The organism is Sphingomonas sp. 2SG, from assembly GCF_005503285.1.
Taxonomy (GTDB): Bacteria; Pseudomonadota; Alphaproteobacteria; order Sphingomonadales; family Sphingomonadaceae; genus Sphingomonas; species Sphingomonas taxi.
In genome coordinates this window covers 1-19598 of the sequence record NZ_SCMZ01000061.1, presented here as the reverse complement: position 1 = coordinate 19598, position 19598 = coordinate 1, and the positions used below count along the sequence as shown (strand labels likewise).

Annotated in this window: 15 protein-coding genes; 7 read left to right on the top strand and 8 right to left on the bottom strand. The window is 67.0% G+C overall.

Annotation, left to right across the window (positions count from 1 at the left end; genetic code table 11):
• Positions 1 to 104 precede the first annotated feature (104 nt).
• From FFS23_RS17825 to treA, 7 genes are read left to right on the top strand one after another with little or no spacing between them, the layout of a single operon-like run.
• Entirely contained in the window at positions 105 to 2480 is a 2376-nt protein-coding gene (locus FFS23_RS17825; RefSeq protein WP_502702157.1) for a glycogen/starch/alpha-glucan phosphorylase, read from the top strand.
• The gene (gene glgB, locus FFS23_RS17820; protein ID WP_137899653.1) at positions 2477 to 4642 is read left to right on the top strand and encodes a 1,4-alpha-glucan branching protein GlgB; all 2166 of its coding nucleotides are present in this window, start codon (positions 2477 to 2479) and stop codon (positions 4640 to 4642) included. Before FFS23_RS17825 ends, glgB begins: the two co-directional genes overlap by 4 nt.
• 44 nt (positions 4643 to 4686) lie before the next feature.
• A complete protein-coding gene (glgC, locus tag FFS23_RS17815) occupies positions 4687 to 5949 on the top strand; it encodes a glucose-1-phosphate adenylyltransferase (RefSeq protein ID WP_038659547.1) in 1263 nt (420 codons plus the stop codon).
• A complete protein-coding gene (glgA, locus tag FFS23_RS17810; protein ID WP_137899652.1) occupies positions 5946 to 7361 on the top strand; it encodes a glycogen synthase GlgA in 1416 nt (471 codons plus the stop codon). Before glgC ends, glgA begins: the two co-directional genes overlap by 4 nt.
• On the top strand, positions 7358 to 8977 hold the full coding sequence (locus FFS23_RS17805) for an alpha-D-glucose phosphate-specific phosphoglucomutase (protein WP_137899651.1): 1620 nt from the start codon (positions 7358 to 7360) through the stop codon (positions 8975 to 8977). The genes glgA and FFS23_RS17805 overlap by 4 nt, the downstream gene beginning before the upstream one ends.
• Positions 8974 to 10884: a glycogen debranching protein gene (locus FFS23_RS17800; protein WP_249340743.1), complete on the top strand. Its 1911-nt coding sequence runs from the start codon at positions 8974 to 8976 to the stop codon at positions 10882 to 10884. Before FFS23_RS17805 ends, FFS23_RS17800 begins: the two co-directional genes overlap by 4 nt.
• Complete coding sequence (treA, locus tag FFS23_RS17795) at positions 10881 to 12419, top strand: alpha,alpha-trehalase TreA (protein WP_137899650.1); 1539 nt, start codon at positions 10881 to 10883, stop codon at positions 12417 to 12419. The genes FFS23_RS17800 and treA overlap by 4 nt, the downstream gene beginning before the upstream one ends.
• A 3-nt stretch (positions 12420 to 12422) precedes the next feature.
• On the opposite strand, the gene cyoD is transcribed toward treA, so the two are convergent.
• From cyoD to odhB, 8 genes are all read right to left on the bottom strand, one after another.
• A complete protein-coding gene (cyoD, locus tag FFS23_RS17790) occupies positions 12423 to 12803 on the bottom strand; it encodes a cytochrome o ubiquinol oxidase subunit IV (RefSeq protein ID WP_038659559.1) in 381 nt (126 codons plus the stop codon).
• Entirely contained in the window at positions 12800 to 13423 is a 624-nt protein-coding gene (cyoC, locus tag FFS23_RS17785; RefSeq protein ID WP_137899649.1) for a cytochrome o ubiquinol oxidase subunit III, read from the bottom strand. Before cyoC ends, cyoD begins: the two co-directional genes overlap by 4 nt.
• Positions 13420 to 15426: a cytochrome o ubiquinol oxidase subunit I gene (gene cyoB, locus FFS23_RS17780; protein WP_137899648.1), complete on the bottom strand. Its 2007-nt coding sequence runs from the start codon at positions 15424 to 15426 to the stop codon at positions 13420 to 13422. The genes cyoC and cyoB overlap by 4 nt, the downstream gene beginning before the upstream one ends.
• Before the next feature lie 2 nt (positions 15427 to 15428).
• Complete coding sequence (cyoA, locus tag FFS23_RS17775) at positions 15429 to 16349, bottom strand: ubiquinol oxidase subunit II (RefSeq protein WP_249340742.1); 921 nt, start codon at positions 16347 to 16349, stop codon at positions 15429 to 15431.
• 75 nt (positions 16350 to 16424) lie between these two features.
• Positions 16425 to 16787: a GCN5-related N-acetyltransferase gene (locus FFS23_RS17770; protein WP_249340741.1), complete on the bottom strand. Its 363-nt coding sequence runs from the start codon at positions 16785 to 16787 to the stop codon at positions 16425 to 16427.
• Between the two features lie 2 nt (positions 16788 to 16789).
• Complete coding sequence (lpdA, locus tag FFS23_RS17765) at positions 16790 to 18190, bottom strand: dihydrolipoyl dehydrogenase (RefSeq protein WP_137899646.1); 1401 nt, start codon at positions 18188 to 18190, stop codon at positions 16790 to 16792.
• A 95-nt stretch (positions 18191 to 18285) separates the two neighbouring features.
• Positions 18286 to 18573, bottom strand: a complete 288-nt coding sequence (locus FFS23_RS17760) for a GIY-YIG nuclease family protein (RefSeq protein WP_283214463.1) — start codon at positions 18571 to 18573, stop codon at positions 18286 to 18288.
• 99 nt (positions 18574 to 18672) lie between these two features.
• Positions 18673 to 19598 (bottom strand): 2-oxoglutarate dehydrogenase complex dihydrolipoyllysine-residue succinyltransferase (gene odhB / locus FFS23_RS17755; RefSeq protein WP_137899645.1); only part of this gene is annotated, 926 nt, incomplete at its 5' end.

Below are 19598 nucleotides of genomic sequence, written 5' to 3'. Positions count from 1 at the left end.
CCCCGCCCTCTCCTTCGCCTTCCTCTTGCATCGGATATGCCGTGACAGACAGCCAAGCCGCCGCACCGACCGCACTCGACCCCCGCCCCGCGCTCGCCTCGGCGATCGTCGACACGCTCGTCCACCGCATCGGCAAGGACGCGCAGGCGGCGCGGCCGCACGACTGGCTCGCCGCGACGATCCTGACGCTGCGCAACGAGATCATCGAACGCTGGATGGAATCGACCAAGGCGGCGCATGCCGCCGGGGCGAAGCGCGTCTATTATCTCAGCCTCGAATTCCTGATCGGCCGGCTGCTGCGCGATGCGCTGTCGAACCTGCGCCATAACGACGAGGTGGCGGCGGCGCTGGCCAGTCTCGGCGTCGACCTCGCAGCGATCGAGGAGATCGAACCCGATGCGGCGCTGGGCAATGGCGGGCTCGGGCGGCTGGCGGCGTGTTTCATGGAGAGCCTCGCCAGCCTCGACCTGCCTGCTTACGGTTATGGCATCCGCTATGTGAACGGCATGTTCCGCCAGCGGCTCGACGACGGCTGGCAGGTCGAGCTGCCGGAGAACTGGCTCGCGCACGGCAATCCGTGGGAGTTCGAGCGGCGGGAGAGCGCCTATTTCGTCGGCTTCGGCGGCGAGGTGACGGCGACGACGTCGGGCCAGGTCCATTGGTCGCCGATCGAAGCGGTCGAGGCGGTCGCGGTCGACACGCCGATGGTCGGCTGGCGCGGCAAACGCGTCAACACGCTGCGGCTGTGGAACGCCCGCGCCTTCGACCCGATCAAGCTCGACCGGTTCAACGCCGGCGATTTCGAAGGCGCGCTCGCCGGACAGATGCGCGCCGAGACGCTGACCCGCGTGCTCTATCCCAACGACAGCACGCCGGCGGGTCAGGAATTGCGGCTGCGGCAGGAATATTTCTTCTCCTCCGCCTCGATCCAGGACATCGTCCGCCGGCACCTGCAATATTTCGGCGACATCCGCACGCTGCCCGACAAGGCGGCGATCCAGCTCAACGACACGCACCCGGCGGTGGCGGTCGCCGAGCTGATGCGGTTGCTTACCGATTTCCACGAACTGTCGTTCGACGAGGCGTGGGACATCACCCGCGCGACCTTCGGCTATACCAACCATACGTTGCTGCCCGAGGCGCTGGAGAGCTGGCCGCTGCCGCCGTTCGAGCGGCTGCTGCCGCGGCACATGCAGATCGTCTACGCGATCAACGCCAGGCTGCTGCGCGAGGCGAGCAAGGTCGACGGCATCGACGGCAATGCGATCGCCGCGATCAGCCTGATCGACGAGGGCGGCGAGCGGCGCGTCAGGATGGCAAACCTCGCCTTCGCCGGCAGCCACAGCGTCAACGGCGTCGCGGCGCTGCACACCGAATTGATGAAGAAGACGGTCTTCGCCGACCTTCACCGGCTGTATCCCGACCGCATCAACAACAAGACCAACGGCATCACGCCGCGCCGCTGGTTGCAGCAGTGCAATCCCGGGCTGACCGGCCTGCTGGTCGAGGCGATCGGCGAGGATTTCAAGGACGACGCCGCCCGACTGACCGCGCTCGCGCCCTTCGCGAATGATTCATCGTTCCGGGAGCGTTTCGCTATGGTTAAGCGTTCCAACAAGGTGACGCTCTCGACCTACATCAAGGACAGCATGGGTCTGACGTTGGACCCCGATGCGATCTTCGATGTGCAGATCAAGCGGATCCACGAATACAAGCGCCAGTTGCTCGGCATCGTCGAGGCGGTCGCGCTGTACGACCAGATCCGCAGCCATCCCGAACGCAACTGGACGCCGCGCGTCAAGCTGTTCGCCGGCAAGGCAGCGTCGAGCTATCATACCGCCAAGCTCGTCATCAAACTGGCCAATGACGTCGCCAAGCGGATCAACGCCGACCCCGCGGTCGGCGACCTGCTCAAGGTGGCGTTCGTCCCCAATTACAACGTCAGCCTCGCCGAGAAGATCATCCCCGCCGCCGATTTGTCCGAACAGATCTCGACCGCGGGCATGGAGGCGTCGGGCACCGGCAATATGAAGTTCGCGCTCAACGGCGCGCTGACCATCGGCACGCTCGACGGCGCCAATATCGAGATCAAGGATCATGTCGGCGACGACAATATCTTCATCTTCGGCCTCACGGCCGACGAAGTCGCCGAGAAGCGCGCCAGCGGCTATCGCGGCCGGCAGGTGATCGAGGGATCGCGCGAGCTGGCGCAGGCGGTCAATGCGATCGCCTCGGGAGTGTTCTCGCCCGACGATCCCGATCGCTACAAGGGGTTGATGGACGGGCTGTACAAGCATGACTGGTTCATGCTCGCCGCCGATTTCGACGCCTATGCCGCCGCGCAGCGCGAGGTCGACGCCAAGTTCGGCGACACGGCGGCGTGGGGCCGTTCGGCGGTGCTCAACGTCGCCAATATGGGCTGGTTCTCGTCGGACCGGACGATCGGCGAATATGCGAAACAAATCTGGGGGGTGATGTGAAACCACCGCGTGGCGCCATCGCCGCATTGCTGGAAGGGCGCCACGACGATCCGTTTTCGTTGCTCGGCACGTTCGCCGGGCCGCAGGGAACGTTCGGACGCGCCTGGATCCCCGGTGCCGAAACCGCCGAGGCGCATGATCTGGCCGGCAAGCCGCTCGGCGCGCTGACGCGGATCGAGGACGCCGGCCTGTTCGAGGGGCCGATCGCCGGCGATCCGCAGCCGGTGAAATACAAGGCGCAGGGGTTCGGCGCCGAATGGTGGGTCACCGACCCCTACAGCTTCGGCCCGGTGCTCGGCCCGACCGACGATTATCTGATCGCCGAAGGCTCGCACTTCCGCCTCTACGACAAGATGGGCGCGCATTTGATCGCGCATGAGGGCGCGAGCGGCGTGCATTTCGCGGTCTGGGCGCCGAATGCGCGACGCGTCTCGGTGGTCGGCGACTTCAACGACTGGAACGACACGCGCCACGTCATGCGCCGCCGCAGCGACATCGGCGTGTGGGAGATCTTCCTGCCCGATGTCGGCGCGGGACGCAGCTACAAGTTCGCGATCGTCGGCCCCGACGGCACGCTGCAACCGCTCAAGGCCGATCCCTTTGCCTTCGCCGCGGAGCTGCGGCCGAAGACCGCGTCGATCACCACCGCCCCGCCCGCGCATGTCTGGGGCGACGATGCGCATCGCGCGACCTGGGCGAAGGTCGATCCGCGGCGCGTGCCGGTCAGCATCTACGAGGTCCATGCAGGCAGCTGGGACAAGGACGAGAACGGCTGGTATCTGTCGTGGGACGCGCTCGCCGACCGGCTGATCCCCTATGTCGTCGATCTCGGCTTCACGCATATCGAGTTCATGCCGATCAGCGAGCATCCCTATGATCCGTCATGGGGCTATCAGACGACCGGCCTCTACGCGCCGTCTGCACGGTTCGGCGATCCCGACGGCTTCGCCCGCTTCGTCGACGGCGCGCACCGTGCCGGCGTTGGCGTGCTGCTCGACTGGGTGCCCGCGCATTTCCCGGTCGACCCGCACGGCCTCACCCGCTTCGACGGCACCGCTTTGTACGAGCATGAGGATCCGCGGCTCGGCTTCCATCCCGACTGGAACACCGCGATCTACAATTTCGGGCGCCGCGAAGTGCGCTCGTTCCTCATCAACAACGCGCTGTTCTGGCCGGAACGCTATCATGTCGACGGCCTGCGCGTCGATGCGGTCGCCTCGATGCTCTACCGCGATTACAGCCGCGAGGCGGGCGAATGGATCCCCAACGAGGACGGTGGCCGCGAGAATTGGGAGGCGGTGAGCTTCCTGCGCGAGATGAACCGCGCGGTCTATGGCAAGGACGACGGCGTTTTCACCGTCGCCGAGGAATCGACGAGCTGGCCGGGCGTGTCGATGCCCGCATTCGAGGAGGGGCCGCGCGAGGCGCTCGGCTTCGGCTTCAAGTGGAACATGGGCTGGATGCACGATACGCTCCAGTATTTCGCGCGCGAGCCGGTGCATCGCCGCCATCATCACGGCGAGATCACCTTCGGCTTCGTCTATGCCTTCGACGAGAATTTCGTGCTGCCGCTCAGCCACGACGAGGTGGTGCACGGCAAGGGATCGCTGCTGACCAAAATGGCGGGCGACGATTGGCAACAATTCGCCAATCTGCGCGCTTATTACGCCTTCATGTGGGGCTATCCGGGCAAGAAGCTGCTGTTCATGGGCCAGGAATTCGCACAGCGGCAGGAATGGAGCGAGGAGCGCGCGCTCGACTGGCATCTCGGCCATTCGGCGGCGCATGGCGGCGTGCGCAAGCTCGTCCGCGATCTCAACCGCCTCTATCGCGATACGCCGGCGCTGCACGCGCGCGACTGCGAGCCCGAGGGATTCGAATGGCTGATCGGCGACGATTCCGCCAATTCGGTCTTCGCCTGGCTGCGCAAGGCGCCGGGCGAGCAGCCGGTCGCGGTGATCGCCAATCTGACGCCGGTGGCGCGCGCGCCCTATCGCATCCCGCTGCCGCAGGACGGACGCTGGCGCGAGATCATCAATTCCGATGCGCATGACTATTGGGGTTCCGGCCTCGGCAATCTCGGCGGGGTCGAGGCCAAGGACGGTGCGGCGTGGGTGACGCTGCCGCCGCTGGCGACGGTCATGTTGCAATTCGACGGCTGATCGCGCCCCGCGCGCACCGATAACGACGATAATGGAGGGAGCCGATGGTAGACAGACGAGGACAGCCGCTTTCGCGCGACGCGATGGCGTACGTGCTGGCGGGCGGGCGCGGCAGCCGCTTGATGGAATTGACCGATACCCGCGCCAAGCCGGCGGTCTATTTCGGCGGCAAGAGCCGGATCATCGACTTCGCGCTGTCGAACGCGATCAATTCGGGCATCCGCCGGATCGGCGTCGCGACGCAGTACAAGGCGCATTCGCTGATCCGCCATCTCCAACGCGGCTGGAACTTCCTGCGCCCGGAGCGCAACGAGAGTTTCGACATCCTGCCCGCCTCGCAGCGCGTATCGGAATTCCAATGGTATGAGGGCACCGCCGATGCGGTGTTCCAGAACATCGACATCATCGAGACGTATAACGTCGAGTATATGGTGATCCTCGCCGGCGATCACATCTACAAGATGGATTACGAGATCATGCTCCAGCAGCATTGCGACAGCGGTGCGGACGTGACCGTCGCCTGTATGGAGGTGCCGCGGATGGAGGCGGTGGCGTTCGGCGTGATGCACGTCGACGAGACCGACCGGATCATCGACTTCGTCGAGAAGCCCGCCGATCCCCCCGCGATCCCCGGGCAGCCCGACATCGCGCTCGCCAGCCTAGGCATCTATGTCTTCCGCACCAAGTTCCTGATCGAGCAGCTCCGGCGCGATGCGGCGACCGAGGGTTCGGCACGCGACTTCGGCAAGGACATCATCCCCTATCTCGTCGAACATGGCGTGGCGCAGGCGCATCGCTTCTCGAAGAGCTGCGTGCGGACCAGCGAAGAGCCGGCGGCCTATTGGCGCGACGTCGGCACGGTCGACGCCTATTGGGAGGCGAACATCGACCTGACCGACATCATCCCGCAGCTCGACGTCTACGATCACGAATGGCCGTTGTGGACCTATTCCGAGATCACCCCGCCGGCCAAGTTCGTCCATGACGAGGACGGGCGGCGCGGCTCGGCGGTGTCGAGCCTCGTCTCGGGCAATTGCATCGTCTCGGGCTCGGCGATCCATCGCAGCCTGTTGTCGACCGGCGTGCGGGCGCACAGCTTCTCGTCGCTCGATGAAGCGGTGGTCCTCCCTTATTGCCATATCGGCCGCAACGCGAGGCTGAGCCGGGTCGTGATCGACCGCGGCGTCGTCATTCCCGACGGGCTGGTCGTCGGCGAGGACCCCGAGCTGGATACGCGACGGTTCCGGCGGACCGACAAGGGCATCTGCCTGATCACCCAGCCGATGATCGACCGCCTCGGGCTGTGACGCTCTCCGTCCTCTCGGTCGCCTCGGAGGCGTTTCCGCTGGTCAAGACCGGTGGGCTCGCCGACGTGGTGGGGGCGTTGCCCGATGCGCTGGCGCCGCATGGCGTCGCGACGACGACGCTGATCCCGGGCTATCCGGCGGTTGGCAGGGCGGTGAAGGGCGCCAAGGTGGTGGAGCGCTGGCGCGATCTGCTCGGCGTCGAGGCGCGGTTGCTCGGCGCGCGGCTGGGCGAACATCCGCTGCTGGTGCTCGATGCGCCGGCGTTGTTCGCGCGGGCGGGCGGGCTCTACGACCAGGCCGACGACTGGCACAGGTTCGCGGCCCTGTCGCGCGCCGCCGCCGACGTCGCGGAAGGGTTCGACGTGCTTCACGCGCACGACTGGCAGGCCGCGCTGGCGCCGGCCTATCTGCGCTATCGCGGTATGCCGCAGCGCCGGACCGCCAGCGTGATGACGGTCCACAACATCGCCTTCCAAGGCCAGTTCGGTGCGGAGATATTTGCCGGGCTCGACTTGCCGGACGAGGCCTATGCGATCGACGGCGTCGAATATTACGGCGGTGTCGGCTTCCTGAAGGCGGGACTGGAGGCGGCCGATGCGATCACCACGGTCAGCCCGACCTATGCCGCGGAGATCCGCGAGCCGCGGTTCGGCATGGGGCTGGAAGGGCTGATCGACACCCGACGCGACCGCGTGCACGGCATCGTCAACGGCATCGATCCCGCCGTGTGGAATCCCGAGACGGACGCCGCCTTGCCGAGCCGCTTCACCGCGCGTGCGCTCGGCCGGCGCAAAGCGAACAAGCGCGCGGTCGAGAAGATGTTCGGGCTCGATCGCGACGACGGGCCGCTGTTCACCGTCATCAGCCGGCTGACGTGGCAGAAGGGCATGGACGTGCTCGTCACCTGCCTCGACGAGCTGGTCGCGGGCGGGGCGCGGCTGGCGCTGCTCGGCTCGGGCGATGCGCATCTGGAAGCGGCGCTGCTCGCCGCAGCGGCGCGCTATCCGGGGCGGATCGCGGTACGGATCGGCTATGACGAACCCCTGTCCCATCTGTTGCAGGGCGGTGCCGACGCGATCCTGATCCCGTCGCGGTTCGAACCGTGCGGGCTGACCCAGCTTTACGGCCTCGCTTATGGCTGCGTGCCGGTCGTCGCGCGCACCGGCGGGCTCGCCGATACGGTGATCGACGCCAACGAGGCGGCGCTCGCCGCCGGGGTCGCGACCGGCTTCCAGCATGGCGAGGCGAGCCACCATTCGCTCGGCCACGCGATCCGCCGCGCCATTGCCGCCTACGCGCGCCCCGATCTATGGTGCGCCATCCAGCGCAACGGGATGCGCGCCGATTTCTCCTGGTCGGAAAGCGGCCGCCGCTATGCCGACCTCTACAAGAGCCTGACAGGAACCGCATGATCCGTACCGTCGCCAGCCACGCCTATTCCGACCAGAAGCCCGGCACCTCCGGCCTGCGCAAGAAGGTCACCGTCTTCCAGCAGCCCAATTATGCCGAGAATTTCGTCCAGGCGGTGTTCGACGTCATCGACGGCAAGGACGGCGCGACCTTGGTGATCGGCGGCGACGGCCGGTTCCTCAACCGCGAGGTGATCCAGAAGGCGATCCGCATCGCTGCGGCCAACGGCTTCGGCCGCGTCGTCGTCGGCCGCGGCGGTCTGCTGTCGACGCCCGCGGCGAGCAACATGATCCGCATCCGCAAGGCGCTGGGCGGGCTGGTGCTGTCGGCGAGCCACAATCCCGGTGGGCCGACCGAGGATTTCGGCATCAAATACAATATCGCCAATGGCGGTCCCGCTCCCGAGCAGGTGACCGAGGCGCTGTACGAACGGACGAAGACGATCGACCGCTGGCTGACGGTCGATGCCGACGACGTCGATCTCGACACGCTCGGCGAGGTGACCGTCGGCGGGACGACGGTCGAGGTGGTCGATCCGGTCGCCGATTACGCGTCGCTGATGGAGCGGCTGTTCGATTTCGACGCGATCCGCGCCGCGAAGCTGACGATGGCGTTCGACGCGATGAGCGCGGTGACCGGGCCTTATGCGACCGAGATCCTCGAGACGCGGCTCGGCTTCGCGCCCGGCACGGTGCGCAACGGCGAGCCGCTGGAAGATTTCGGCGGGCATCATCCCGATCCCAATCTCGTCCACGCGCACGAACTTTACGAGACGATGATGGCGGCGGATGCGCCGGACTTCGGCGCGGCGTCGGACGGCGATGGCGACCGCAACCTCATCATCGGGCGGGCGCGGTTCGTGACGCCGTCGGACAGCCTCGCGATGCTGGCGGCGAACGCGCATCTCGCGCCGGGCTACAAGGACGGGCTCAAGGGGATCGCGCGGTCGATGCCGACCAGCGCGGCGGCGGATCGCGTCGCCGAGAAGCTCGGCCTGCCGATCTTCGAGACGCCGACGGGGTGGAAATTCTTCGGCAATCTGCTCGACGCCGGCATGGCGACGATCTGCGGCGAGGAGAGCGCCGGCACCGGATCGGATCACGTCCGCGAGAAGGACGGGCTGTGGGCGGTGCTGCTGTGGCTCAACATCCTCGCCGTACGCGGCGAGTCGGTCGATGCGATCGCGCGCGATCACTGGGCGACCTATGGCCGCAACTATTACGCCCGCCACGATTACGAGGGCGTCGAGAGCGCGCGCGCCGATGCATTGATGGCGGAGCTGCGCGGCAAGCTCGATATGCTGGCCGGGACGCAGGTCGGCGGGCTGAAAATCGCGGCGGCGGACGATTTCGCCTATACCGATCCGACCGACGGCTCGGTGAGCCGCAACCAGGGCGTGCGCGTGCTGTTCGAGGGCGGCAGCCGGGTGGTGTTCCGGCTGTCGGGGACCGGCACCAGCGGCGCGACATTGCGGGTGTATCTGGAACGCTACGAGCCGGCGGGCGGCGGCCTCGATCGCGAGACCGGCGACATGCTGGCGGATATCGTCGCCGCGGCGGACGAGATCGCGGGCATCGTGCGGCATAGCGGGCGGACCGAACCGGACGTCATCACGTGAGCGACGCGCCCGCGCTGGGCGCGATCCTGTACGATGGCGGAGTGCGGTTCGCGGTGCGCTCGGCGACGGCGGTGACGCTGTGCCTGTGGGACGGCGCGGTCGAGCGGCGGGTGGCGATGGCCGGTGCCGACGGTATCTGGTCGGTGGATGTGCCGGGGATCGGGGCGGGCCAGCGCTACGGGTTCCGGGCGGCGGCCGATCCGGCGAAGCTGCTCGTCGATCCCTATGCGGTCGAGCTGGATCGGGCGTTCGTCTATGACCCGCGGCTGGGTCAGCCGGGAGTCGAGACGGGGGGGCTGGTGCCGTGGGGTGTAGTCGTTGCAACGCCCTTCCCCCATCGTCATCCCCGCGAAGGCGGGGATCCAAACGCGCAGATGCTCGAAGGGGCCGCGAGGTCCGTGGGTATGGATCCCCGCCTTCGCGTTGATGACAACAAAGGGGTTGCCGATAAGGGGGAGGACGCGCCCCCCCTTCCCCCGCCGCTCTTCACGCCGGGCGGGTTGATCTACGAACTCAACGTCCGCGGGTTCACGATGCTGCACCCCGAGGTGCCCGCGGCGCAGCGGGGGACGATCGCGGCCTTGGCGCATCCCGGGATCATCGCGCATCTGCAGCGGCTGCGGGTCAGCGCGATCGAGCTGATGCCGATCGTCGCGTGGATCGACGAGCGGCATCTGCCGCCGCTCGGGCTGTGCAACGCCTGGGGCTATAATCCGGTGGTGCCGATGGCGATCGATCCACGGCTCGCGCCGGGCGGGATCGCCGAGCTGCGCGAGACCGTCGCGGCGCTGCGGGCGGCGGGGATCGGCGTGATCCTCGACCTCGTCTTCAATCACACCGGCGAGAGCGACGTGCACGGGCCGACGCTGTCGCTGCGCGGGTTGGACGAGCGGCTCTATTACGCGCAGGCCGAGGACGGCACGCTGATCAACGACACCGGCACCGGCAATACGCTGGACTGTTCCCGGCCCGAGGTCCGCGCGCTGATCCTCGCCAGCCTGCGCCATTTCGCGCGGCTAGGCGTGGACGGCTTCCGATTCGATCTGGCGCCGGTGCTGGCGCGCGGGCCGGGGTTCGATCCGCATGCGCCGATCTTCGCGGAGATCGCCGCCGATCCCTTGCTGTCCAGCCGCATCATGATCGCCGAGCCGTGGGACATCGGCCCGGACGGCTATCAGCTCGGGCGGTTTCCGGCCCACTGGCTCGAATGGAACGACCGTTATCGCGACGACGTGCGGCGCTTCTGGAAGAGCGACGGCAGTGCGGGCGCATTGGCGACCCGGCTCGCCGGTTCGGACGACGTCTTCGGTGGCGGCGACACGCGTAGCGTCAATTTCATCGCGGCGCACGACGGCTTCACGCTCGCCGACACCGTCGCTTTCGCCGAACGCCACAATCACGCCAATGGCGAGGACAATCGCGACGGCCATGGCGACAATCACAGCTGGAACAACGGCGTCGAGGGGCAGAGCGACGATCCCGTCGTCACGGCCCGGCGCGATTCCGACCGGCGCGCGTTGCTGGCGACGCTGTTCGCATCGCGCGGTACGATCCTGCTGACCGCTGGGGACGACTTCGGGCGGACGCAGCGGGGCAACAACAATGCCTATGCGCAGGACAATGCGATCGGCTGGGTCGATTGGGTCGGGCGTGATCGGGCGCTGGAGGATTTCGCCTGCGATCTGGCGGCGTTCCGGGCGGCGGCCGGGCTCGATCGCGTCGCGCCGTATGAAGCGCCCGACTGGCGGCGGCTCGACGACGCGCCGATGCGGCCGGACGATTGGGCCGGCGCCGACGGCTTCGCGCTGCGCTTGCCCGACGGCGAGCGGTGCGTCACATTGCGGTTCGATCGCCGCGCGCGGCGCGTGACGCTGACGCATGGCACGCTGTTGGAGAGTCGCGCATGATCCGTCCCTTGATGCTGGCGCTCGCCGGCCTGCTCGTCGCGGCGGCGCCGCCATCGCCGGCGCAGCGGTTCGGCGCACTGTTCCGCGACGTGCAGATGCGGCAGATCTTTCCCGATTCGAAGACCTTCGCGGATGCCGAACCGCGCCGCGGCGATGCCGCGATCCTCGCCGCCTACCGCCGTTGCGATTGCAAGGACGATGCCGCGCTGAAGGCGTTCGTGCTCGCCAATTTCAACGTGCCGGTGGCACCCGCCGCGCCGCCGCCGTCGCGCAAGCTGGGGCTGGCCGAGCATATCGATGCGCTGTGGCCGCAACTGACGCGAACGCTGCCGACCGTGCCGGCGGGATCGTCGGCGCTGCCGCTGCCCAAGCGCTTCGTGGTGCCGGGCGGGCGGTTCCGCGAGATGTATTATTGGGACAGCTGGTTCACGATGCTGGGGCTGCAGGTGTCCGGGCGGCAGGATCTGGTCGAGGACATGGTGACCGACTTCGGCAGCCTGATCGATCGCTACGGCCGCATCCCCAACGGCACGCGCAGCTATTATCTCAGCCGCTCGCAGCCGCCGTTCTTCTATCTGATCGCCGGCCTGTCGAAGAATGCCGCGACGCTGGCGCAACGTACGACATGGATGCGCGCCGAGCATGATTTCTGGATGGCGGGCGCCGCCGGATTGCGTCCCGGCGGCGAGCGCGCGCGTGTGGTGCGGCTGGCCGACGGGTCGCTGCTCAACCGCTATTGGGACGATCGCGACGATCCGCGCGACGAAAGCTATCGCGAGGATGCGGCGCTGGTCGCGGCGACGCCGGGACGCGATGCCAAGGCGATGTACCGCGACCTGCGCGCCGGGGCGGAAAGCGGCTGGGACTTCAGCTCGCGCTGGCTCGGCGACGGCAAGACGCTGGCGACGATCCGGACGACGCGGATCGTGCCGGTCGATCTCAACAGCCTGATGTACGGGATGGAGCGCAGCATCGCCGACAATTGCCGCATTTTGAAGGATGCCGCCTGCGTCACCACCTACGCTGCGGCCGCGGATGCGCGCGCGAAGGCGATCGCGGCGCATCTGTGGAACGGCGCGGGCTATTATGCCGATTACGATCTCGACGCGCGCCGGGTCGCCGACGGGCGGACCGCGGCGATGGCTTTCCCCCTGTTCGTCGGCCTCGCCTCGCCGGAGCGTGCGAAGGCGACCGCGCAAGCGCTCACGCCGCTGGTCGGCGAAGGCGGGCTCGGAACGACCGCGGTCAGGACCGGGCAGCAATGGGACGAACCCAATGGCTGGGCGCCGCTGCAATGGGTCGCGATCGAGGGACTGCGCCGCTATCGCGAGGATGCGCTCGCCAAGCGGATCGCGACCAACTGGCTGGCGACGGTGGACCGGGAGTATGCGGCGAGCGGCAAGCTGCTCGAGAAATACAATGTCGTCGAGCGGTTGCCCGGTGGCGGCGGCGAATATCCGCTGCAGGACGGCTTCGGCTGGACCAATGGCGTGACGCGCGCGCTGCTCGCGGCGGGCTGTGCGCCGCCGCGATAGGCGCTACATCGCCGGCATGCTCGCCGGCATCAGATTGTGGTCGAGGTGCGCCATGATCCAGATCGAGCCGATCAGCACCAGCCCCACGATCAGCACGCCGAAGGCCAGCGCGAGGACGTTGTTGGTATTGTCCGGCCCGCTGGTGACGTGGAGGAAGAAGACGAGGTGGACGCCCATCTGCGCGATCGCCAGCGCGATCAGCGCCACCGGGATGCCGGGACCGTAGATCACCCCGCTATGCACCGCCGCGAACGAGGCGATGCTGAGCACCGCCGCCAGCACGAAACCGGCGACATAGGTCAGCACCTTGGCGCGGATGTCGCCGGCGTCGCTGCTGCCCTCGCCGGGCGCGCGATCGTCGTCCAGGTCGCTCCGGTCGCTCATCGCGCCACTCCCAGCAGATAGACGGTGGTGAACAGCGCCACCCAGATGATGTCGAGTGCGTGCCAGAATAGGCTGAAACAGGCGATGCGGCGGACGATCTCGTCGCGGAAGCCCTTGGCCTGGACCTGCGCCATCATCGTCGTCAGCCAGATCAGCCCGAGCGTGACGTGCAGACCGTGGCAGCCGACCAGCGCGAAGAAGGCGGAGAGGAAGGCGCTGCGCTGCGGCCCGTTGCCCTCGTTGATGAGGTGCAGGAATTCATAGGCTTCGAGGCCGAGGAAGCCGGCGCCGAGCAAGGCGGTCGCCGCCATCGCGATCTGGAACCAGAAGCGGTTCTGTGCCGCGGTCGCGATCCCCGCCATGCCGCAGGCGAAGCTGGACGCGAGCAGCAGCGCGGTCTCCGCGCCGACCAGCGACAGTTCGACGATGTCGCGCGCCGCCGGGCCGCCCGCGGTCGCCTGGGCCAGCACCGCATAAGCGGCGAAGAAGCCGGCGAACATGATGAAGTCGGTGAGCAGGAAGATCCAGAAGCCATAGGCCACGACGATCCGCTTGGGCGCGGGGCCGCGTTCGCTGGGCGCCGTCTCGCCGCGGCCGAGCTTGTGCGGATCGCCGCTCATGCCGGCTGGTCCGCAGGGATATCGAGCAATTGCGCCTTGGCGGTGCGCCGTTCGCGGTCGAGCCGCTCCGCCTCCTCGGCGCTGATCTCGGTCTCATTCTCGTCGCGCCAGGCGAAGACGACGAAGGTCGCCCAGGCGCCGAGGAAGCCCAGTCCGAACAGCCACCAGATATGCCATACCGCGGCGAAGCCGAGCGCGGTGGTGAAAAAGGCGGTGACGGCGCCGGTCGGCGAATTGCGCGGCATGTGGAACGCCTCGTATTTGGGGCGCTCGGAGAGTTCGCGATTCTCACGTGCGGTCGACTTGATGTCCCAATAGGCTTCCTCGCCCTTCACGTCGGGCAGCGCCGCGAAGTTGAACGGCGGCGGCGGCGAAGTGGTGATCCATTCGAGGCTGCGGCCGTCCCACGGATCGCCGCTGGTGTCAGCGAGGTCCTTGCGGTTGCGGATCGAGACGTAGAGCTGGATCACCTGACACGCCATGCCGCCGGCGATCATCAGCGCGCCGAAGGCGGCGGCGATCAGCCACGGTTGCCAGCCCGGCACGTCGTAATGCTGCATCCGCCGCGTCATCCCCATCAGTCCGAGCACGTAGAGCGGCATGAACGCGACGTAGAAGCCGATCACCCACAGCCAGAAGGCACGCTTGCCCCAGCGTTCGTCGAGGGTGAAGCCGAACGCCTTGGGGAACCAGTAATTGTAACCGGCAAAGGCACCGAACAGCACGCCGCCGATGATGACGTTATGGAAATGCGCGACGAGGAACAGCGAATTGTGCAGCACGAAATCGGCGGGCGGCACGGCGAGCAGCACCCCGGTCATGCCGCCGATCACGAAAGTAATCATGAACGCCACCGCCCACATCATCGGCACGTGGAAGCGGATGCGGCCACCGTACATGGTGAACAGCCAGTTGAAGACCTTCACCCCGGTCGGCACCGCGATGATCATCGTCGTCACGCCGAAGAAGCCGTTGACGTCGGCGCCCGCGCCCATCGTGAAGAAGTGATGCAGCCAGACGATGAACGACAGGATGCAGATTACCATCGTCGCGACGACCATCGAACGATAGCCGAACAGCGGCTTGCTCGAGAAGGTCGAGACGACCTCGCTGAAGATGCCGAACGCCGGCAGGATCAGGATATAGACCTCGGGATGGCCCCAGGCCCAGATGAGGTTGACGAACATCATCTGGTTGCCGCCGGCATCGTTGGTGAAGAAGTGAAAGCCGAGGTAACGATCGAGCAGCAGCATCGCGAGCGTCGCGGTGAGGATCGGGAAAGCGGCGACGATCAGCAGGTTGGACGCGAGGCTGGTCCAGCAGAACATCGGCATGCGGGTGTAGCCCATGCCGGGGGCGCGCATCTTGAGGATCGTGGTGACGAGGTTGACCCCCGACAGCAACGTGCCGACGCCGGAAATCTGCAGCGCCCACAGATAATAATCGACGCCGACGCCGGGCGAGAAACGCAGTTCCGACAGCGGCGGATAGGCGAGCCAGCCGGTCTTGGCGAATTCGCCGATGACGAGGCTGAGATTGATCAGCAACGCACCGCTCGCGGTCAGCCAGAAGCTGACGTTGTTGAGCGTCGGGAAGGCGACGTCGCGCACGCCGAGTTGCAACGGCACGACGAAGTTCATCAGCCCGATGACGAACGGCATCGCCACGAAGAAGATCATGATCGTGCCGTGCGCAGAGAAGATCTGGTCGTAATGCTCGGGCGGCAGATAGCCGGGATTGCCGTAGGCGATCGCCTGCTGGCTGCGCATCATCGCCGCATCGACGAAGCCGCGCATCAGCATCAGCAGCGCGAAGATGCAATACATGATGCCGATCCGCTTGTGATCGACCGAAGTGATCCACTCGTTCCAGATATAGGGGACATGGCCGGCGCGCCACGTCCAGACCAGCACCGCGAGGATGCCGCTGCCGACAATGGCGGCGGCGATCAACGGGATCGGCTGGTCCCAGGGGACCGAATGCCAATTGAGCTTGCCGAACATGCTCAATTCTCCCGTCCGCCGTTATCGACCTCGTGCACCGGCGCGCCGGCCTCGCGCACCGCGGCGGCAAAGAAGCCGGTCGGAACGCTGCCGTAGGCGAAGGGCTTCAGATTGCCCCGCTGGCGGGCGAGCGCGTGATAGCTGTCGGCGTTTAGCGCCGGCCCCCGCCCCTTGGTGCCCGCCGCCCAGGCCGCGAATTGCTGCGGCGGTACGGCGTCGACGACGAAGTCCATGTCCGAAAAGCCTTCGCCGCTATAATGCGCCGACAGGCCGGGATATCGGCCGGGCTTGTCCGCCATCAGGTTGAGCTTCGCCTCCATGCCGGACATCGCGTAGATCTGGCTGCCGAGCCGCGGCACGAAGAAGCTGTTCATCACCGTTGCCGAGGTGATGCGGAAGTCGATCGGCGTGCCGGCGGGGACGATGACGCGGTTGACCGTCGCGATCCCCTGTTCGGGATAGACGAACAGCCATTTCCAGTCGAGCGCGACGACCTGGATGACGATTGGCTTCTGCCTGGACGCCAGCGGCCGGCGCGGGTCGAGATCGTGCGCGGCGATCCAGCCCATCCCGCCGAGGAAGATGATGACGAGCAGCGGCACCGACCAGACGAGCAGTTCGAGCTTGCCCGAATAGGCGAAGTCGGGGCGGCGCCTGGCGCGCGCATTGCCGGCGCGGAACCACCAGGCGAAGGCGATGGTCGCGACGATCACCGGCACGACGATGCCGAGCATCACCGCGAGCGAATTGATCAGCAGCGTCTTTTCGCCGGCGGCGACCGGTCCGGCGGGATCGAGCAGCGCAGGCGTGCAACCGCCCAGCCCGAGCGCGGTCGCGGCAACAGCGAGCGGTTTCAACATGCGGTCGACGGCGAGCAGATCATCGAATCCCTTTGCGGAGCCGTCGTGACGGTTCTCCTTCATCGGGCAAACGGATGGGGATGCGGGTGGTTTCGTCGGGTGACGAACTATTGCTGGTCGCGCACCCGTTCGAGTGGATCATCGATACGGTGGCCCTACACCAGATATCAGAGCATCGGGGGGAGCCGCAGCCTTCCTCTCGCGCCGCCACGCCAGCGACTGGCGGTTGAGCGCGGCGAGATCGACCGTCCCGTCGGCGGCCCCCTGCCCGAGCGACACCGCCCGCTCCAGCAGATCCACCGCGATGAACCGATACGCCGGCCGCCCCTCGACCACGTCATACCAGACGCCGCCCACCGCCGCGTCGAGCAGGATGCGCTGGAAGCAATGATCCGCGCGTACCGGCCACATACGAAGACCCGCGAGACCGGGCAGGGTCTCGCGGGTCAGCGTCAGCCATGCGGCCTCCAGCGCGGCGCGGCGGGTGTCCGCGCCCGCCACGATCAGATGTGAATCGGCTTGCCGGTCACCGCCATCGCCGCTTCCTTGATCGCTTCGGAATGCGTCGGATGGGCGTGACAGGTATAGGCGATGTCCTCCGACGTCGCGCCGAATTCCATCGCCTGCGCCGCCTGCGCGATCATCGTGCCGGCGACGCTGGCGATCGCCCAGACGCCGACGACGCGATCGGTCTTGGCATCGGCGATGATCTTCACGAAGCCATCGGGCTCGTGATTGGTCTTGGCGCGGCTGTTCGCCATCATCGGGAACTTGCCGACCTTGATCTCGCCCTTCGCCTTGGCGGCCTCTTCGGTCAGGCCGACGCCGGCGAATTCGGGCAGCGTGTAGACGACGCTCGGGATGATGTCGTGGTTCACGATGCCGGTGAGGCCGGCGATATTCTCCGCGACCGCAATGCCCTCGTCCTCGGCCTTGTGCGCGAGCATCAGGCCGGGGGCGACGTCGCCGATCGCCCAGATGCCGGGGACGCTGGTGGCGAAGTCATGGTCGATCTCGACCTGGCCGCGCGCGTTGACCGAAAGACCGGCGGCGTCGAGGTTGAGGCCATCGGTATTCGGCTTGCGACCGATCGCGAGCAGCACGACGTCCGCGTCGATCGTCTGCGCCTCGCCGCCGGCAGCGGGCTCGACCGTCAGCGTCGCCGCATCGCCGTTCACCGCCACGCCGGTGACCTTGGTCGACAGCTTGAACTCGAAACCCTGCTTCTTGAAGATCTTCTGCGCTTCCTTGCGGACGTCGCCGTCGAAGCCGGGCAGGATCTGGTCGAGATATTCGACGACCGTGACCTTGGCGCCGAGCCGGCGCCAGACGCTGCCGAGTTCGAGCCCGATCACGCCGCCACCGATGACGACGAGATGCTGCGGCACCTTCGAGAGTTCGAGCGCGCCGGTGCTGTCGACGATGACCTTCTGGTCGACGGTGACGCCGGGCAGCGGCGTGACCGACGAGCCGGTGGCGATGACGATGTTCTTGGCGCGAACGGCCTTGCCGTCGATCTCGACGCTATCCTTGCCGGTGAAGCTGGCGCGGCCCTTGAGCCATTCGACCTTGTTCTTCTTGAACAGATATTCGATGCCGCCGGTGAGCTGATTGACCGCGTCGCGGCGCTGGCCGTGCATCGTGTCGAGATCGAGCTCGGCGGTGACCTTGATGCCCATCTTGGCCATCGTGCCGTTCGAGGCGGCATCGAAGAATTCCGACGCGTGCAGCATCGCCTTCGACGGGATGCAGCCGACGTTGAGGCAGGTGCCGCCCAGCGTCTCGCGGCTTTCGGCGCAGGCGGTCTTCAGCCCGAGCTGCGCGGCGCGGATCGCCGCGACATAGCCGCCGGGGCCGGCACCGATCACGAGGACGTCATAGTCGTATTGCTGTTCGTCAGCCATTGCTCAGCTCCATCGTGCTCCTGCGAACGCAGGAGCCCAGGGTTACGGGCGATGCCGTTCTGGGCTCTGGACTCCTGCGTTCGCAGGAGCACGCGTCAGAACAGCGTCTCGTACAAATCCTTCCACTGCGGGTTGCCCTGTTCGATCAGATCGACCTTCCAGGCCCGCTTCCACTTCTTCATTTGCAGCTCACGCTGCCGTGCCGCCTGTATGTCGTCGCTCGCGTCGTACCAGACAAGCAGGATGCAGCCATGTTCTTTGGTGAAGCCATCGACGAGCCGGTTACGATGTTCATATGCCCGGCGGATCAGATCGCTGGTCACACCGAGATAGAGGGTGCCGTTGCGTCCGCTGGCCATGAGGTAGACGTAACCGGGGCGCATGCCGGACTCCTACCGTGTTCCTGCGAATGCCGGAACCCAGAGCCAAGTGGCAATGCCGCCCGTGACCCTGGGCTCCTGCGTTCGCAGGAGCACAAGCGCTTACAGGTCGATCAGGATGCGGGTCGGGTCCTCGATCGCGTTCTTGAGCGCGACGAGGAAGGTCACCGCCTCGCGGCCGTCGATCAGGCGGTGATCGTAGGACAAAGCGAGATACATCATCGGGCGCACCACGACCTGGCCGCCGACCACCACGGGACGCTCCTCGATGCGATGCAGGCCGAGCACCGCCGCCTGCGGCGGGTTGATGATCGGGGTCGACATCAGCGAGCCGAACACGCCGCCGTTGGAGATGGTGAAAGTGCCGCCCTTCATCTCGTCCATCTTGAGCGTGCCGTCCTTGGCGCGGCGGCCGAAGTCGCCGATCGTCTTCTCGATGCCCGCGACGGTGAGGTCCTGCGCATCGCGGATCACCGGGACGACGAGGCCGTTGGGCGCGCTGACCGCGACCGAGATATCGGCGTAATCGTGGTAGACGATCTCGTCGCCCTCGATCGAGGCGTTGACCGACGGGATGTCCTTCAGCGCCATCGTCGCGGCCTTCACGAAGAAGCCCATGAAGCCGAGGCGGACGCCGTGCTTCTTCTCGAACAGGTCCTTGTACTTGGCGCGCGCCTCGATCACCGCGGTCATGTCGACGTCGTTGAACGTCGTCAGCATCGCGGCGGTGTTCTGCGCTTCCTTGAGGCGCTTGGCGATCGTCTGGCGCAGGCGCGTCATCTTGACGCGCTCTTCCTTGCGGCCGCCCGTGGGGGCAGCGGCGGGCGCCGGCGCGGCGGCGGGGGCCTGCGTCGCGGGCTTCGACGCGGCGGCGGCAGCGACGTCTTCCTTGGTGATGCGGCCGTCCTTGCCGGTGCCGGTGATCGACGACGGATCGAGACCATATTCGAGCACGGCACGGCGCACCGACGGCGAGAGCGCCGCGGGCGAATCGCTCGACGCTTCCGGCTGCGCGGCCGGTGCCGGAG

Coding starts and splice junctions, on each gene's coding strand:
- cyoB (WP_137899648.1), bottom strand. CDS start 15,426: ATGTTCGGCAAGCTCAATTGGCATTCGGTCCCCTGGGACCAGCCGATC.
- glgC (WP_038659547.1), top strand. CDS start 4,687: ATGGTAGACAGACGAGGACAGCCGCTTTCGCGCGACGCGATGGCGTAC.
- lpdA (WP_137899646.1), bottom strand. CDS start 18,190: ATGGCTGACGAACAGCAATACGACTATGACGTCCTCGTGATCGGTGCC.
- FFS23_RS17760 (WP_283214463.1), bottom strand. CDS start 18,573: ATGCGCCCCGGTTACGTCTACCTCATGGCCAGCGGACGCAACGGCACC.
- treA (WP_137899650.1), top strand. CDS start 10,881: ATGATCCGTCCCTTGATGCTGGCGCTCGCCGGCCTGCTCGTCGCGGCG.
- FFS23_RS17805 (WP_137899651.1), top strand. CDS start 7,358: ATGATCCGTACCGTCGCCAGCCACGCCTATTCCGACCAGAAGCCCGGC.
- cyoC (WP_137899649.1), bottom strand. CDS start 13,423: ATGAGCGGCGATCCGCACAAGCTCGGCCGCGGCGAGACGGCGCCCAGC.
- cyoD (WP_038659559.1), bottom strand. CDS start 12,803: ATGAGCGACCGGAGCGACCTGGACGACGATCGCGCGCCCGGCGAGGGC.
- cyoA (WP_249340742.1), bottom strand. CDS start 16,349: ATGAAGGAGAACCGTCACGACGGCTCCGCAAAGGGATTCGATGATCTG.